The organism is Ramlibacter aquaticus, from assembly GCF_015159745.1.
Lineage (GTDB): Bacteria > Pseudomonadota > Gammaproteobacteria > Burkholderiales > Burkholderiaceae_C > Ramlibacter > Ramlibacter aquaticus.
Window position 1 is genome coordinate 1 of sequence record NZ_JADDOJ010000098.1, and the last position, 14124, is coordinate 14124.

11 protein-coding genes and 2 tRNA genes are annotated in these 14124 nt (G+C 71.6%); 2 read left to right on the forward strand and 11 right to left on the reverse strand.

Translation table 11 applies throughout. The features are described from left to right. Positions 1–230 precede the first annotated feature (230 nt). From IM725_RS17730 to IM725_RS17760, 7 genes are all read right to left on the reverse strand, one after another. A complete protein-coding gene (locus IM725_RS17730; RefSeq protein ID WP_193781968.1) occupies positions 231–827 on the reverse strand; it encodes a GspH/FimT family protein in 597 nt (198 codons plus the stop codon). Positions 828–1221: 394 nt separating this feature from the next. Continuing rightward, on the reverse strand, positions 1222–1896 hold the full coding sequence (locus IM725_RS17735) for a DUF2894 domain-containing protein (RefSeq protein ID WP_193781969.1): 675 nt from the start codon (positions 1894–1896) through the stop codon (positions 1222–1224). A gap of 3 nt (positions 1897–1899) precedes the next feature. Continuing rightward, positions 1900–2562: an OmpA family protein gene (locus IM725_RS17740; protein WP_193781970.1), complete on the reverse strand. Its 663-nt coding sequence runs from the start codon at positions 2560–2562 to the stop codon at positions 1900–1902. After that, on the reverse strand, positions 2559–4988 hold the full coding sequence (locus IM725_RS17745) for a DUF802 domain-containing protein (RefSeq protein WP_193781971.1): 2430 nt from the start codon (positions 4986–4988) through the stop codon (positions 2559–2561). The genes IM725_RS17740 and IM725_RS17745 overlap by 4 nt, the downstream gene beginning before the upstream one ends. Positions 4989–4991: 3 nt before the next feature. Further along, entirely contained in the window at positions 4992–5675 is a 684-nt protein-coding gene (locus tag IM725_RS17750) for a DUF3348 family protein (protein WP_193781972.1), read from the reverse strand. A 69-nt stretch (positions 5676–5744) separates the two neighbouring features. Beyond that, positions 5745–5820 (reverse strand) — tRNA-Lys (locus IM725_RS17755). Positions 5821–5843: 23 nt separating this feature from the next. Continuing rightward, a tRNA-Ala gene (locus IM725_RS17760) sits at positions 5844–5919 on the reverse strand. A gap of 153 nt (positions 5920–6072) precedes the next feature. Here IM725_RS17760 and IM725_RS17765 point away from each other — a divergent pair. Further along, positions 6073–6939, forward strand: a complete 867-nt coding sequence (locus IM725_RS17765) for an alpha/beta hydrolase (RefSeq protein WP_193781973.1) — start codon at positions 6073–6075, stop codon at positions 6937–6939. A 43-nt stretch (positions 6940–6982) separates the two neighbouring features. Here the strand turns inward: IM725_RS17765 and IM725_RS17770 are convergent, their stop codons facing one another. Together IM725_RS17770 and IM725_RS17775 are read right to left on the reverse strand one after the other, a co-directional pair. Further along, positions 6983–7960, reverse strand: a complete 978-nt coding sequence (locus IM725_RS17770) for a GMP reductase (protein WP_193781974.1) — start codon at positions 7958–7960, stop codon at positions 6983–6985. Positions 7961–8128: 168 nt separating this feature from the next. Then, a complete protein-coding gene (locus IM725_RS17775; protein ID WP_227753912.1) occupies positions 8129–8950 on the reverse strand; it encodes a hypothetical protein in 822 nt (273 codons plus the stop codon). Between the two features lie 21 nt (positions 8951–8971). Here IM725_RS17775 and IM725_RS17780 point away from each other — a divergent pair, with 21 nt between their 5' ends. After that, entirely contained in the window at positions 8972–11380 is a 2409-nt protein-coding gene (locus IM725_RS17780) for a UvrD-helicase domain-containing protein (protein ID WP_193781975.1), read from the forward strand. Positions 11381–11392: 12 nt separating this feature from the next. Here IM725_RS17780 and IM725_RS17785 read toward each other — a convergent pair whose 3' ends face one another. Together IM725_RS17785 and rhmD are read right to left on the reverse strand one after the other, a co-directional pair. Beyond that, entirely contained in the window at positions 11393–12508 is a 1116-nt protein-coding gene (locus IM725_RS17785; RefSeq protein ID WP_193781976.1) for an NADH:flavin oxidoreductase/NADH oxidase, read from the reverse strand. 187 nt (positions 12509–12695) lie between these two features. Next, a complete protein-coding gene (gene rhmD, locus IM725_RS17790; RefSeq protein WP_193781977.1) occupies positions 12696–13883 on the reverse strand; it encodes an L-rhamnonate dehydratase in 1188 nt (395 codons plus the stop codon). Positions 13884–14124 lie beyond the last annotated feature (241 nt).

Below are 14124 nucleotides of genomic sequence, written 5' to 3' on the forward strand. Positions count from 1 at the left end.
GCCGATGATAGTGCGGGTTCCCGTGTGAAAGTAGGACATCGTCAGGCTCTTACAGCCCTCAAAAGCCCGCCCCTCAAAAGGCGGGCTTTTGTCTTTGTGCGACCTCATTGCGCTGCAACGGCACAGCGGGCATCTGCGCTGGCACATGCGCTGGAGCACCGCTGGGGCGCGCGTCCTTAAGCATTGATTTCTGACAGCGGCGCCCCTGGCAAGCACCGATTTTTGGCGCCTTAGCGGCAGCCCGACTCGTGGTCATCGACCATGGGCGTGCCCAACCCGCTGATTCGTACGCAGCGCACCATGCCAGGCTCGCGGGAGGCCGGCCGTGCCACCCAGGTCACCAGCGCGCCCGGCAGACCTTCCACGTGGCCCTCGGGCCCGATCACGATTCGCGAGAGCCTGGCCGGCGCCACAGCGACCAGGCTGTCGCCGCTGGACCAGGCACGCGTGGCCAGCAACCGTTCACCCGGGATGGATGGCGACGCTGCACCCGCCCGCGACGGTGAGTCGGTGCCAGCTGAAAAAGCCGCAGGCCGCGCGATCCAGCCTGAGGCCCAGTCCCCCTGCGCTGCGCAGTCGCGGCCCGCTGCATCGCTCGCGCAGAACTCCACCGCGATGTGCCTCGCCTGTGCGTAATCCCTGGCGCGAAGGAAGTCCTGCACGAAAGCGTCCACCTCGTTGGCCAGGCGACGGTGCGTGAGTTGTTGTTCGACCCGGGGCCAGGCCGCTGCGGCAGCAACGCAGACAAGGACACCCAGCAGGGTGTGGTCGAAGGCGCTGAACTCTGGCAAGAGCCAGCCCCCGGCGCTCGTTGTGCGCTTGAACATCGCATCTCCCTCGTTGTCCTGGTCGGACGGTGGCGGAGAACGTAGATCGGGCGGGGCTGCAGCAGGCGCGGGGATTCGGACCGCCGATGGGCGGGTACCAACGCGCGCCTGCCAGCCTGGTTGGCGGAGCCCCGACGGAGTTACCCCCATCGCCTGTGGGTGAGGCTGTGGACAGCTGCGTGGGTAAACCCGCCAGGCCGCGCCAGGCTTGGGTTTGCGCGGAGTGCCCAAGAAAAAGGCAGGGGGGCCGTGGGCCGCAAGAACCGTGGTGGCGCAGCGCCAAGCGCGCTGGGAACGGAGGGCGCTCGGTGTGTGCCGCTGGTGCGCTGGGGGACTCTCGAACGTCCTGCGACTGCCTGGCCGGCGAGGCCACTCGCACAGCCGCCAGCGACCTTCAGCCCTTGCCCGGCTTTCCCTTGGCCGCCCGGACTCGCGCCGTGGTGCGCGTCCCCGCGGGCGTCCCGGACGCCCCCTTGCCCGCCGGCTGCGCCAGGGGTTGGCCTTGCAGGTGCTCCAGCCACTGCAGGGCCTCGACCTGCTGCAGGAACTGCTGCAGGTAGGCGGGTGACAAGGCCTGCATCTGCGCCAGGCATTCCAGCGCGATCGCATGCGAATTAAGCGGACCGGCATTGCGCGGCTTGCGCGCCTGCGCCTGCTCGGTGCGCTGCAGGGCCTGCTGCCGGGCCAGGGCCTGGCGAAAGCGTGCCGCGCTCGCCAGTTCCGTCGCCAGGGCCTCGGGCCGCGCGGTGGCCTGGCGGATGTGCGCATTCAAGCCCGCCAGGGGCGATGCACGGCCGCCCGGCGCACGGGGCGCTGCACGCACCGGACGGCGTGCCTCCAGCGCCGCCTCGCAGTCGTCCAGTGCTGCGGCCAGACGCCTGCGCACGTGCACGGCCACGGCCGGGGCCAGGCCGTCCAGTCGAGCGTGAAGGGCGCGCGCCAGTGTGAAAGGCAGGGGCGCCCGGCGGTCGGCACCGCGTTGTTCCAGCCGGTCCAGCGCATCGGCCAGCGCGGGTGCGTCCAGGGCCTGGAGTTCGGCCAGCCTGCGGTCGCGGGCCTGGTCGTCCATGGGTCAGCGGGGCGCGGCCGCGCCCGCAGCCAGCGTGTTCGTCGGCCGAGGAACGGGCGCCATCTCGACGCGGCGGTTGCGCGCGCGGCCCGCTTCGGTGGTGTTGGGCGCGACCGGCTGTTCAGGGCCGAACGCGGCGGCGAACAGGCGCGCCGCCGGCATGCCCTCCTCGACCAGGGCCCGCGTCACCGTGAGCGCGCGCTGCGCCGACAGCTCCAGGTTGTCGGCGTAGCGCGTGTTGCCGCGCTGGATGGGCGCATCGTCCGTGAAGCCGCTGACCATCAGGATCTCGTTGCGCTCGCCCAGGTAGATGCGCAGCGGTTGCACCAGGCTGCGCAGCAGCTGCCGGCCCTCGGGGCGCAGTTCGTCCGAGTTGAGCGGGAACAGCACGCTGCCGCTGATGCCGATGCGCCCGCCGTCCAGCGTGATGCGGCCACTGGCGAGCGGTCCGGCCAGGGCCTTCTCCAGGGCCATGCGACGCTGCTCTTCGGCTTCGCGCCGACGCACCTCGGTCTCCAGGCTGGCGGCCAGCTGCATCTGCAGCACCAGCACGCCCACCAGCACCAGGACGAACGCCCCGACCAGGCCGGACATGAGGTCGCCGAAGACCGTCCAGACCGGCGCGGCCAGGCCCTCGTCCGCGCTGCCGTCCTCGAGCGCGCTCACGCCTGCACTTCCCGCAGCTCACGCGCCGCACGCGCGCTGGTGGCCTCGCGCAAGCTGTCGACCAGCCCCTGCTGGGAGGCGATGCTGAGGTCGATGACCTCGCGCGCCTGCGCCACGTAATAGGCGAGCTGCTCGTCGCTGCGCGCGGCCGAGCGCTCGATCGCGGTCTCCACCTGCTGCAGCGTGGCCAGCAGGCGCTCGTTGCCGCCCTGGAACTGCTGCATGGCGGTGGCGAAGGCCTGGGCCAGGCTGGAGAGCTCGATGGCCCCGGCCTGCAGGTGCGCGCCTGCGTCCGCCGATTCCTGCGACTGTGCCTGCAGGGCCTGCTCGAAGCGTTCCGCCGCCTGCTGGATCAGGCCCGACGCAGCGCCGGCGAGCGACTCCACCGCGGCCTGCTGCTCGCCCGTGGAGCGCTGCAGGGCGTCCACCAGCGTCCCCAGGCGCTCCAGCAGCACGCTGCGTTCCTGCAGCGTGACCTGGTCGCGCTCGGCCAGAGCGCTCATCTCCTGGCGCAGGCGCGCCAGCAGCTCGGCCCCGGCCTGCGGCACTTCCGCCGAGGCCTGCAGCAGGCGCGCCAGCGGCGCCTCCAGCGAGCTGCCCAGCGCGGCCAGGTGGCCGGCCACGGCCGCCTCGAGCGCGGCCAGCCGCTCCAGGGCGGCGGCGCCGCGCGCGGCTTCCTCGTCGCGCAACCGTGCGAGCTGGTCCTGCGAGCCCTCGGCCAGGCGCATCAAGTGGCCGGCCGCGCTGTCGGCGGCCTGCGCCAACCGGGCCTGGGTGCTTTCGGCCGCGCCCAGCAGGCCGGCCTGCGTGGCTTCGGCTGCGTGTTCCAGCCGCTCCTGGGCCAGCGCCGAAACCTGCGCCAGCTGCGCCTGGGTCTGCGCGGCCGCCTGCGCGAGCTGCGACTGGGTCTCGCCCGTGGAACGCGCGAGCTGCGACTGCATCTCGCCGGCCGAGCGTTCCAGCTGGCCTTGCATCTCGCGCGAGACCTGCGACAGCTGGGCCTGCAGCGTGCCAACCGCCTGGCCCAGCTGGGCCTGGGTCGTTTCCAGCAGTTCACGCACCTGCGCGTGGGACGCCGCGAGGCCCTGCGTGAGCTGCGCCTGCGAGCCCTCGAGCCCGCGGGCCAGCTGGGCCCCGGTCTCGGCCAGCGCCTCGCCCAGCGCGCCGCGGCTGGCGTCCATCAGCTGCGCCAGGCGCGACTGCGTGCCCTCCAGGGCCTGCGCCAGCTGTTGCTGCGCGCCGGCCAGCAGGCGCGTGACCTGGGCCTCGACGCCCTCCGCCATCTGCGTGGTCCGGCCCGCGAGTTCAGCGATCAGCCGCTGGCTGCCGGCTTCAAACCGGCTGCTGAAGCCTTCCAGCGTGCTGGCCAGCTGCGTGGCCTGGCGCTCCGCCGAGGCCCCCTGGGCCGCCAGGGCGCCATGCCATGCCTCGTGCACGCCCGCGGCGGTGGTGTCCAGCCGCTGCGACAGCGCGTCCACCTGCTCGCGCGCCAGCGCCTCGGTGCGTGCCTGCGACGCCAGGGCCTGCTGCTCGATGCGCTGCATGGCCGATTCGAGCACCGGCAGCAGGCTCGCCCCGGCGGCCCGCGAGCCGGCCGAGAGGCTTTCCTGCAGCGTGCCGGCGACACGCTCGGCCAGGGCAGCGTACGACGCGGCCGCCTCGCGGTGGAAGTCGGCCTGCGATTGCGCGAGCTGGCGGGCCAGCGCCGCGTGCCGCTCCTCCAGCCCCTGGGCCAGGCTGGCCAGGCGCTCGGCGACGCCGGGCAGGGCGCCCGCCTGGGCCTGCAGGCCGCGCAGCGCGTCCGTGCGCTGTTGGGCGCCCGAGAAGGGCAGCAGCGGCCCGGCGGCCACCTGGTCCAGGCGGCGCGCCACATCCAGGCGCTCGCGCCGCGCGATGGCGGCCATCAGGCCCAGCATGGCCGAGGTCGCCACGCCGGCCACGGACGTGCCGAAGGACAGGCCCAGCCCCTTGATCGGCTCCGCCAGCGCGGCGCGCATGGCCTGCAAGTCGGCCGAGCCCTCGAGCGCGAACACGGTGCCACGGAAGGTCAGCACCATGCCCAGGAAGGTGCCCAGCATGCCCACCATGACCAGCAGGCCAGCGAGGTAGGGCGTGAGCGCCGGGGCGGGCAGGGCGCCGCGCCCCGTCTCGACGCGCAGCCGCACCGGCTCGCGCAGCACGGGCGGCAGTTGCGCCAGCCAGGCCGGCAGCTCCGCGGGCGCGTCGCCGGTGGCGTCCAGCACACGGGCCAGGCCCTGCGTCGCGGCCCGGTACTGGCGCAGCTCCTGGCTGCCCGCCAGGTAGGTGGCCAGGATGGCGAGGGTCATCGCCAGGGCCAGCCCGTGCGTGGCGACGAAGCCCCAGCCGACCCAGAGGGCGGCCGCCAGGCCGAGGGCGAAGGCCCCGGCAAAGATGCGATTGCTCATCCGCTAACCCTTGTGCGATTCATCGTTGTCTTGCGAATAGAAGGCTTCCACCAGGCCGGCCACCGGCGCCAGCCGCAGCTCGAGCTCCAGCGTCAGGGCCTGGCGCCACTCGCGTCCGAAGTCGTCCAGCCAGGCGTCGCCGTCGGCCTCGCGCCGCAGCTGCAGGAAGCGCCGCTCCAGCAGCGTCGCCAGCGTGGGCCACAGCGCCTGTTCACGGCGGCCCACCACGGGCGCGAGCGCGGCGTCCAGCGCGGCGAGGCGGGCCAGGCGCGGCGAGCTCCGCGCGAGCGCCTGCCGCACGTGGTCGCGCAGGCCCTCGACCATGGGGGCGATGAGGCGCTGCAGTTCGAGATGGCGCTGGCGCCAGGGGGAGAAGCCGGGACGTCCGTCCGGCTCGCGGCCGAGATCCAGGTCCACGTCCCGGGCGATGGCGGCCCGGGCCGCGCCCTGCACGCGTTGCAGGTCCTCGGCCAGGGCGGGTGCCCCGGACCGCGGCCCCGCCGAGGCCCGTGCCGGGCGGGGCGCCTGCAGCGACTCCAGGGCCGCGCGCAGGCCGATCGCGTCCAGGGTGCCCAGCCACAGCCCGAAGCGCTCGGCCACATCCATGCCGCCCGGGCCGGCGTCCCCGGCGAGGCCGAGGGTGCAGGGCAGGCGCTGTAGCGGTGCGGTGTGGAGCCGGGTGGACACGGGGAGGGTCCTTGCTGCGCGGGGGATCCGCCATGAAAAACGGCTTGCCGTGGCAAGCCGTCGTGAAGGTGGTGGGTCCTGTAGGATTCGAACCTACGACCTACGGATTAAGAGTCCGCTGCTCTACCAACTGAGCTAAGAACCCACGTTCTTTCGTTAACCGTGTTGTGGTGGAGAGGAGGAGGATCGAACTCCCGACCTTCGCATTGCGAACGCGACGCTCTCCCAGCTGAGCTACCCCCCCACAACAGCCTCGCATTGTAGCAAATCCCGGCGGGGTTTTTCGCGCCTTGCACATCCGGCTTGCGAGAAACGGCTGCGGACCCTGGCCCGGCAGCCCGCGAGCCGCGCTCCTACAATCGTTCCAAGGCTGTGCTTCGCACAGAACGGAGGACGCATGGCGATCGACGAACGCTTCCACGACCCCGAGTGGCTGGACCGCATGTACAACAACCGCGCGCTGGTGCCGGACCACGCCGATTACTTCCGCCGCTGGACCGAGTGGGGCGTGGAGGCGATGCGCAGCCATCCTTGCGAGATCGACGTGCGCTACGGCCCGGGTCCCAACGAGCACCTGGACATCTTCCCGGCCGATACCGCCGGGCCGGCGCCGGTGATGATCTTCATCCACGGCGGCTACTGGCGTTCCCTGGACAAGCGCGAGCACGTGTTCATCGCGCCCTCCTTCAACCGCGAGGGCGTGTGCGTGGTGGTGCCCAACTACGCGCTGTGCCCGGCCGTGACCATCCCCGACATCGTGATGCAGATGGTGAGTGCCGTGGCCTGGACATGGCGCAACATCGCGCGCCATGGCGGCGATCCCTCACGCATCACGGTGGTGGGCCACTCCGCTGGCGGCCACTTGGCGGCGATGATGCTCTCCTGCATCTGGGACGCCTACGGCTTCGACCTGCCGCGCCAGGTGGTGCGCAACGCGCTGTCCATCTCCGGCCTGTACGACCTGGAGCCCGTCTCGCTGGTGCCCTACCTGCGCGCCTCGCTGCAGCTGAGTTCGCGCCATGCGCTGATGGCCAGCCCCGCCCACATGCCGGCGCCGCAGCAGGGGGTGCTGTACTCTGTGGCCGGCGCGGACGAGAGCGACGAGTTCATCCGCCACAACCACCTGATCCAGAAGGCCTGGGGCAAGAAGGTGGTGCCGGTCTGCGAGGACCTCGCCGGCCTGAACCACTTCAGCGTGCTGGAGCCGCTGGCCGACCCCCAGCACCACCTGCACAAGCTGGCGCTGGAGCTGCTGCGGGCCTGAGCCTGCCCGCGCCGTGGCGCCCGGGTCCGCCGGGCGCCCGGGCTCACATCAGCAGGTGCTCGCCTGCGTTGTCGCCACCCAGGATCACGTAGTTCACCTTGCGGATGTCCATCAGGCGGCGGCCGCCGGCGTAGCTGATCGAGCTCTGCACGTCTTCCTGCATCTCGCGCAGGGTGTCGGCGATCTTGCCCTTGACCGGCTCCAGGATGCGCTTGCCTTCGACGTGGCGGTACTCGCCCTTGTTGAAGTCGGAAGCGCTGCCGTAGTACTCCTTGAAGAGCCGGCCGTCGACCTCCACGGTGGAGCCGGGCGACTCCTCGTGCCCGGCCAGCATGGAGCCGATCATCACCATGGTGGCGCCGAAGCGGATGCTCTTGGCGATGTCGCCGTGCTCGCGGATGCCGCCGTCGGCGATGATGGGCTTGGTGGCCACGCGCGCGCACCACTTGAGCGCCGAGAGCTGCCAGCCGCCGGTGCCGAAGCCGGTCTTCATGCGGGTGATGCAGACCTTGCCCGGGCCAATGCCCACCTTGGTCGCGTCCGCGCCCCAGTTCTCCAGGTCGATCACGGCCTCGGGCGTGCCCACGTTGCCGGCGATCACGAACGCGGCGGGCATCTTCTGCTTGAGGTATTCGATCATCGCCTTCACGCTGTCGGCGTGGCCGTGCGCGATGTCGATGGTGATGTACTCGGGCACCAGGCCTTCGGCGACCAGGCGGTCGACGGTGTCGTAGTCGGGCTTCTTCACGCCCAGCGAGATGGAGGCGTACGCGCCCTGCTCGTGCATGCGTCGCACGAAGACCACGTTGTCGAGGTCGAAGCGGTGCATCACGTAGAAGTAGCCGTTCTGCGCCAGCCACAGGCAGATCTTGTCGTCCACCACCGTCTTCATGTTCGCGGGCACCACGGGGATGCGGAAGCTGCGCCCGCCCAGGGTCACGCTCGCGTCGCATTCCGAGCGGCTCTCCACGCGGCACTTGCGCGGCAGCAGCAGCACGTTGTCGTAGTCGAAGATTTCCATAAAACCAAGCTCCGTAAGGATCGTTGAAGAACGAATGAGCGCTTGGATCTGGCCCGGCGGTTGCGGCGCGCCATCCAGGAGGAGGGGCCGGAACGCAAACCGGGCCGCAATGCTTGGGCCCGGTGCCTGATTCTACCGCTTGTGCCCGCGGCCCGGGCGCGCAGGCGGCTAGCGCCCGCCCGTGCCGCTTGCGCAGGCCGACTGCGCCGCCGCCACCACGCGGCCCCGCGCGTCCTGCACCCAGGCCAGCAGCGAGAGCCGCTCGGGCTTGGCGCCCTCGGGAATGCGCAGTGCGCGCAGCTCGCGGCGCACGCCAGATGCCGGCGCGTCCCAGTCCGGCCTGAACACCGCCCGCGCGACCTGCCGCGGCACCGGCGAGCCTTCCTCGCCGGCGGGCACGCGCTCCACCAGCACCAGCCAGGCCGACCAGGGCCCGGCCCCGGCGGGCCGCAAGGCCAGCGTGGCGCCTATGTAGTCGTTGAGCGGCAGCCCCAGGGCGACGCGCAGCGTCTGGCCCGACGCCAGCACCGGCGAGCGCAGGCTGGAGGCCGGCGCCGGACCGGGCTGGTGCAGGGCGTCCAGGCGCTCGCGCGCTTCGGGCAGCGCCGCGGCGGAGAGCGGGGCCTCGTCGCCCCGCGCGCTGGGCACCACCCAGTCCAGCGCCAGCTCGCCGCGGCGCGCGGCCGGGGTGGCACGGTCGGCCCAGCAGGATTCGCAGTCCGCGCTGGTGAAGCGCTCCAGCAGGGCCACGGGCCGGGCCTGGCCGTCACTCGAGCAGGAGGCGGGCGGCAGCCCCGCCGCGGCCGCCGCCGCGCCCAGCACCAGGCCCAGCGCCAGCAGCGCGGCGCTGCGCGCAGGGCGCCCGGTCCGGTGCCGCCGCTGCAGGGGCGCTGCCGGTCCGCCCGTCGCGGGACGGGAGATGGCTGCCGAGGCAGCGGGGCCCGCGCAGTACGCGGACGGAACGGCGGGGGACCGGGGGTGCTGGGGCATGCGGGCTTCCTACAATGCCGTATGTTCCCAGATGTCGATGAAACGCCGCTGCTGGCCAACCTCAATCCCGAGCAGCGCGCCGCGGTGACCCTGCCCAACGAGCACGCGCTCATCCTGGCGGGGGCCGGCTCGGGCAAGACGCGCGTGCTGACCACGCGCATCGCCTGGCTGCTGACCACCGGCCAGCTGGGCCCCGGCGGCGTGATGGCTGTGACCTTCACCAACAAGGCCGCCAAGGAAATGATGACGCGGCTGCAGGCCATGCTGCCGGTCAACGTGCGCGGCATGTGGATAGGCACCTTCCACGGCCTGTGCAACCGCTTCCTGCGCGCGCACTGGCGGCTGGCGGCGCTGCCCCAGTCCTTCCAGATCCTGGACACGCAGGACCAGCTCTCCGCCATCAAGCGGGTGATGAAGCAGTTCAACGTCGACGAGGAGCGCTTTCCGCCCAAGGAGATGCAGTGGTTCATCGCCGGCTGCAAGGAGGACGGCCTGCGGCCCAACGCGGTGGAGGTGCGCAGCGAGGAGGACCGCCGCAAGGTCGAGGTCTACCAGCTCTACGAGGACCAGTGCAACCGCGAGGGCGTGGTCGACTTCGGCGAGCTGATGCTGCGCAGCTACGAGATCCTGCGCGACAACGACCCGATCCGCGAGCACTACCAGCGGCGCTTCCGCCACGTGCTGGTGGACGAGTTCCAGGACACCAACCGCCTGCAGTACGCCTGGCTGAAGATGTTCGCCGGCGAGGGCAACTCCATCTTCGCGGTGGGCGACGACGACCAGAGCATCTACGCCTTCCGCGGCGCCCGCGTGGGCAACATGGCCGACTTCGTGCGCGAGTTCCAGGTCCGCCACCAGATCAAGCTGGAGCAGAACTACCGCAGCCACAGCAACATCCTCGATTCGGCCAACGCGCTGATCAGCCACAACAAGGGCCGGCTGGGCAAGAACCTGCGCACCGACCAGGGCCCCGGCGAGCCGGTGCGCGTATACGAGGCGCCCACCGACATGGCCGAGGCGCAGTGGCTGGTGGAGGAGGTGCGCCACCTGGTGCGCGGCGGCGCCGAGGTGGGCTACCCGCGGCAGGAGATCGCGATCCTCTACCGCAGCAACGCGCAGAGCCGGGTGATCGAGACAGCGCTCTTCAATGTCGGCGTGCCCTACCGCGTGTACGGCGGCCTGCGCTTCTTCGAGCGCGCCGAGATCAAGCACGCGCTGGCCTACATGCGCCTGCTGGAGAACCCGCACGACGACACCTCCTTCCTGCGGGTGGTCAACTTCCCGCCGCGCGGCATAGGCGCGCGCAGCCTGGAGCAGCTGCAGGATTCGGCCAAGGCGCTGGGCGGCTCGCTGCACGACGCGGTGGCCGGCACCACCGGCAAGGCCGGCGCCAACCTGGCGGCCTTCGTGCAGAAGATCGCCGGCCTGCGCGAGCGCACGCAGGGCCTGTCGCTGCGCGAGATCATCGGCGAGGTGCTGGCCGAGTCCGGCCTGATCGAGCACTACAAGGCCGAGCGCGAAGGCGCCGACCGCATCGAGAACCTGGAGGAACTGGTCAACGCCGCCGAGAGCTTCGTCACGCAGGAGGGCTTCGGCCGCGACGCTGTGGCGCTGCCCGTCGACGAGCTGGGCGGCGCGGCGCTCACGCAATCGCCGGTGAGCCAGGGGCTGGACCCGTCGCAGCCGGTGCTGGACATCCCGGCCCCCGACTACGTGCCGCCCGATGCCGAGACCGGCGAGACGCTGTCGCCGCTGGCCGCCTTCCTCACGCACGCGGCGCTGGAGTCCGGCGACAACCAGGCGCAGGCGGGCCAGGACGCGGTGCAGCTGATGACCGTGCACGCCGCCAAGGGCCTGGAGTTCGACGGCGTCTTCATCACCGGCCTGGAGGAGGGCCTGTTCCCCAGCGAGCGCTCCATGGCCGACCTGGACGGGCTGGAGGAGGAGCGCCGCCTGATGTACGTGGCGATCACGCGGGCCCGCAAGCGCCTGTACCTGAGCTACTCGCAGACCCGCCTGCTGCACGGCCAGACCCGCTACAACGTGCGCAGCCGCTTCTTCGACGAGCTGCCCGAGGAAACGCTGAAGTGGCTGACGCCCAAGAACCAGAACTTCGGCGGCTCGGCCTTCGGATTCGGCGCCGGTTACGGCAGCACGCGCGGGGGCGGGGGCGGTGGCTACGGCGGCAGCGGCAGTGGCGGCGGCTACAGCGGCAGTTACCGCGCCCCGGCGCCGGCCCCGGTCCCGGAGCAGCGCAGCACGCCGCAGGGCCTGAAGGCCGGCATGAAGGTGTTCCACACCAAGTTCGGTGAAGGCAGCGTGGTCAGCATCGAGGGCAGCGGCGACGACGCCCGTGCCCAGGTGAAGTTCAGCCGCCACGGCGTGAAGTGGCTGGCGCTGGCCGTCGCCAAGCTCACGCCGGTGCCCTGACCGGGCACGCGCTCAGCGCTGGCCGAAGCTGGCGTTCTCGAACAGCGACTTGAGCTCGCGCGGCTGGCAGCGCCAGTACTGGTGCGGAGCCTGCACCTGCGCGCCCAGCCGGGCGGCCGCGTGCCAGGGCCAGCGCGGGTCGTACAGCATGCCGCGCGCCAGGGCCACCGCGTCGGCCTGGCCGGTGGCGACGATGGCCTCGGCCTGTTCCGGCTCCGTGATCAGGCCCACGGCCATCACCGGCAGGCCGGTGCCCTCGCGCACCCGGGCCGCGAACTCGACCTGGTAGCCCGGGGCCAGCGGTATCTTCTGCCGCGGCGAGACGCCGCCCGTGGACACGTGCAGCGCCGCGCAGCCCCGCGCCCTGAGCGCGCGGCCCAGGGCGATGGTTTCCTCGGGCGTCCAGCCGCCGTCCACCCAGTCGGTGGCCGACAGACGCATCCACACCGGGCGATCGGCCGGGAAGGCCGCGCGCACCGCGTCGAACACCTCCAGCGGGAAGCGCATGCGGTTCTCCAGCGAGCCGCCGTAGGCGTCGGTGCGCTGGTTGGCCAGGGGCGACAGGAACTGGTGCAGCAGGTAGCCGTGCGCGCCGTGCAGCTCGATGCCGTCCAGGCCCAGGCGCGCGGCGCGGGCGGCGGCCTGCGCGAAGGCGCCCTTCACCCGGGCCAGGCCGGCGCTGTCCAGGGCGGCGGGCGCTTCCTCGTGCTCGGAGTGGGGCAGGGCGGAGGGCGCCTCGGTGCGCCAGCCCTGCGGATCGGCCTGCGGAATCTGCTGGCCGCCGTCCCAGGGCGCACGGCTGGAGCCCTTGCGCCCGGCGTGGCTCAGCTGGATGGCGAAGGCCATGGGCGAATGCTTGCGCACCGTGGCCAGCACCCGGCGCAGCGCCTCCTCGTTGGCGTCGTTGTACAAGCCCAGATCGGTCGGCGAGATGCGGCCGGCCTCGGTCACTGCCGTCGCCTCCAGGATCAGCAGGCCCGCGCCGGAGAGCGCCAGCTGGCCCAGGTGCACGGTGTGCCAGTCGCTGGCGCTCCCCGCGTCGGCCGAATACTGGCACATGGGTGCGATCACGATGCGGTTGGGCAGGGACAGCGCGCCCAGGGACCAGGGCGAGAAAAGATGAGACATGGACACGATGGAATGGCTGAGGGGAATCGCCTGAACGCGGGACACGAGGTCAGGCCCGGGTCAGACACCTTGCGCTACTGTCAGGTGGTTCCGACGAAGTGGAACGGTAGCACGGCTATGTCTCCCAAAGTGGCCGTGTGAACTTGAAGCCCGGCCTCGTGCCGGGCTTTTTTTATCCGCGACGCGCTCAGTGCGTGTGCGGCCGGTGCAGCGCGAGATCGGGGTTCAGCCGAACGCCGAAACCCGGCTTGTCCAGCGCCGAGGCCTTCAGCCGCCCGTTCACCGGCACCGGCTCGTCCAGCAGCTGCGGATGGAACATGGGCACCACCTGGTCGGCGCCCGGCGACATGTTGAGGAATTCGGCGAAGGGGCTGTTGTGCCGGGTGATCACGAAGTGGTAGCTGTAGACCGAGGAGCCGTGCGGCACCACCAGCTTGCCGTGCGCGTCAGCCAGCGCCGAGATCTTGAGCAGTTCGGTGAGGCCGCCGCACCAGCCCACGTCGGGCTGCAGGATGTCGCAGCAGCCCATCTCCAGCAGCAGCCGGAAGCCCCAGCGCGTGGCCTCGTGCTCCCCGGTGGTCACCAGGAGGCCGGGCGGCACCTTGCGCCGCAGGTCGGCGTAGCCCCAGTAGTCGTCCGGCGGCAGCGCCTCCTCGATCCACTTCAGGCCGAACTCGTTGTAGGCGGTGGTGGCCAGGCGGGTGGCGTAGTCCAGGTCCAGGCCCATCCAGCAGTCGTACATCAGCCAGAAATCGTCGCCGCACTGGCGCCGCATGGCGGCCAGCAGTTCCAGGTTCTTGCGCATGCCCTCCGGGCCCTCGGCGGGGCCGTGGTGCAGCGGCAGCTTGCCGCCGATGAAGCCCTGGGCCTTGGCCAGGTCGGGCCGCGCGCCGGTCATGTAGAACTGCAGCTCGTCGCGCACCGGCCCGCCCAGCAGCGCATGCACCGGCTCGCCGCGCACCTTGGCCAGCAGGTCCCAGAGCGCCAGGTCCACGCCCGAGATGGTGTTGAGCACGATGCCCTTGCGGCCGTAGTACAGCGTGGCGTTGTACATCTGGTCCCAGATCTTCTCGATGTCGGTGACCTTCTGGCCTTCGACGAAGCGCGCCAGGTGCTTCTCGACGATCCAGCAGCCCAGCTCGCCGCCGGTGGTGACGGCAAAGCCCACCGTGCCGTCGCTGGCCTCCACCTCCACCAGCAGGGTCCCCAGCACGTTGATGCCGAAGCTCTGGCGGCTCTGCCGGTACTCGGGGTACTTGGCCATGGGCGTCCAGATGTGGTCGTCGATCCAGTGGCCGCTGCCCTGGTCGTGGTAGTCGGCGCCGGCCCCCCGCAGGGTGAAGGCGCGGATGTGCTGGATGGTGGGCATGTCCATGCGGCCATGCTCGGCGGTGCGCGCGGCGGCGTCAACCGGGTTGGCGACAGGCGGGAATCTGTCATGAACCGCCTACACGCCGCAGCCAGGGGGGCACGCAAGAATGGCCTCTTCCTGAACCGGAGAAGTGCATGAAACACATCACGCTGGCCCTGGCCATGGCGTTTGCGATCGCGGGATGCAGCAAGAGCGGCAGCAGCGGTGAGGCCGGCGGCAGCCCGGCACCCGCACCGGCCACCAC

Excerpts from the sequence above, each read along its gene's own strand:
- IM725_RS17730 (WP_193781968.1), bottom strand. The coding sequence starts at position 827 with ATGTTCAAGCGCACAACGAGCGCCGGGGGCTGGCTCTTGCCAGAGTTC.
- IM725_RS17735 (WP_193781969.1), bottom strand. The coding sequence starts at position 1,896 with ATGGACGACCAGGCCCGCGACCGCAGGCTGGCCGAACTCCAGGCCCTG.
- IM725_RS17745 (WP_193781971.1), bottom strand. The coding sequence starts at position 4,988 with ATGAGCAATCGCATCTTTGCCGGGGCCTTCGCCCTCGGCCTGGCGGCC.
- IM725_RS17765 (WP_193781973.1), top strand. The coding sequence starts at position 6,073 with ATGGCGATCGACGAACGCTTCCACGACCCCGAGTGGCTGGACCGCATG.
- IM725_RS17770 (WP_193781974.1), bottom strand. The coding sequence starts at position 7,960 with ATGGAAATCTTCGACTACGACAACGTGCTGCTGCTGCCGCGCAAGTGC.
- IM725_RS17775 (WP_227753912.1), bottom strand. The coding sequence starts at position 8,950 with ATGCCCCAGCACCCCCGGTCCCCCGCCGTTCCGTCCGCGTACTGCGCG.
- IM725_RS17780 (WP_193781975.1), top strand. The coding sequence starts at position 8,972 with ATGTTCCCAGATGTCGATGAAACGCCGCTGCTGGCCAACCTCAATCCC.
- IM725_RS17785 (WP_193781976.1), bottom strand. The coding sequence starts at position 12,508 with ATGTCTCATCTTTTCTCGCCCTGGTCCCTGGGCGCGCTGTCCCTGCCC.
- rhmD (WP_193781977.1), bottom strand. The coding sequence starts at position 13,883 with ATGGACATGCCCACCATCCAGCACATCCGCGCCTTCACCCTGCGGGGG.